This is a genomic window from Frigoribacterium sp. CFBP 13605 (genome assembly GCF_014839405.1).
GTDB lineage: Bacteria > Actinomycetota > Actinomycetes > Actinomycetales > Microbacteriaceae > Frigoribacterium.
The window spans coordinates 1-1,699 of the sequence record NZ_JACYNS010000199.1 but is presented as its reverse complement, the minus strand read 5'-3'; the positions used below and the strand labels follow the sequence as shown (position 1 = coordinate 1,699).

The 1,699-nt window shown below is 71.6% G+C and carries 2 protein-coding genes; both read left to right on the top strand.

Annotation, left to right across the window (positions count from 1 at the left end; genetic code table 11):
• Positions 1–261: phosphoheptose isomerase family protein (locus IFT36_RS15975; protein ID WP_463671339.1), on the top strand; the 261-nt coding region annotated here is incomplete at its 5' end.
• 629 nt (positions 262–890) lie between these two features.
• Positions 891–1,379, top strand: a complete 489-nt coding sequence (locus IFT36_RS15970) for a hypothetical protein (RefSeq protein ID WP_200413659.1) — start codon at positions 891–893, stop codon at positions 1,377–1,379.
• Positions 1,380–1,699 lie beyond the last annotated feature (320 nt).

Here is a 1,699-nt window from a genome sequence, read left to right as displayed (position 1 = left end):
CGGACGGCCGTCGACGCCGGCGCGCGGGTGGCCGCCATCACCACCGCCGCCGACTCGCCGCTGGCCGACCTGGCCGAGGCCGTGCTCGTGGTGCCCGCCGCCGACAAGCAGGACCGCTCGGGAGCCGCGTCGTCGCAGTACGCCGGCGGGCTGTTCGAGCAGACCGTCGTGCTGCTCGGCGACGCCGTCTTCCACGCGCTGTGGAAGCGCTCGGGTGCCGATGCCGACGAGCTCTGGCCCCGTCACGCCAACCTCGAGTAGCCGCCCCGCGCCTCCTCGCCTCCGCGCGGCTTCTTCGCCCCGCTCTGCACGAGGTCGCACCACCGTCGAGTCGTCGAACTGCCCCGTCGGGCGGTTCGATGCCGCAGACGTGGTGTGACCTCGTCGTCGCCCTGCCTGTGGACAACCACTGGCGGGCCGCCATGTGACGGCAGTCTCTCCCTGTGATCGAACATCTGCCCCACATCATCCGGTCCGACCGGCTCGAGCACGGGCGGCGGGAGTCCGAGGCTGTGCGTCGTGGTGTCGAGCGGGGTGAGTTCGTCCGGGTGCGTCGTGGGGCAGCCGTCGACGCTGCCGCGTGGCGAGCGGCCTCCTCTCGGGATCGCCACCTGATCCTCGTCCTCGCCGTCATGCCGCGGCTCGCTTCGCGGATGGTGGTGTCTCATGCGTCGGCGGCCGCATGCTGGGAGCTGCCGGCCCTCGGTGAGTGGCCGAGCCGCGTGCACGTCGTCGACCCGGACCGCCGCACGACCCAGACGACGGCGAACGTCGTGCGGCACCCGGGACCGCTCTCCGGTGAGGAGGTGCGGTCGCTCCCTCCACTTTCCCTCACCTCTCCGGCTCGAACAGCAGCCGATCTCGCCCTCACGTCGTCGTTCCGTGACGCGGTGGTCGCCCTCGATGCCCTCGTGCGGAGGGGGCTCGCCACCGCGGATGACGTGCGGCACGTCCTCGACGGACGTGGGTCGGCACGAGGCCTGCCGAGTGCACGCCGGGCGGTCGCCTTCGCGACGCCCGAGGCCGAATCCCCGGGGGAGTCGCTGACGCGGGTCGTCCTGCACGAGCTGGGCGCGCCTCCTCCGGTGCTCCAGCAGCGTTTCACCTGGGAAGACGGCGGCCTCTTCGCCGACGTCGTCGACTTCTGGTGGCCCCGGTTCGGCGTCGTGCTCGAATTCGACGGACGGATCAAGTACGCGGAAGGGCGGTGGAAGAACGGCCGGTCGCCCGGACAAGTCGTGGTGGACGAGAAGATCCGAGAGGACCGCATCCGCAACCGGCCCGAGGTCAACGGATTCGCGCGAACGGTCTGGGACGAGTTGTCGCACCCACCCCGCCTGGCCGCGAACCTCCGTTCAGCAGGGCTGCCCTTGCCGTGACGCTCAGGTCGCACCACTTCCGAGTCGTCGAACCAACCCCGAGCGTGGTTTCGTGACGCGATCGTGGTGCGACCTCGGTGCGGGTGCGGGTGCGGGTGCGGGCGGGTGCGTCTCTAGGCGAGACGGGCCGGAGCCGGACCGGCCGGGCCACGTTTTACCCGCGCGAAACAATTCGTATACAAAACTGGGGCGTGCGGCAGGATTGTATGCAATCCACGCCGCGCAGACCGATACCACCCGAGCATCGGAGGCCCGATGGCCCGCCCACCCCGCCCGACCCGCGCCGCGAGCGCCGGCGCGACCCGCGCCGCGAGCACGGC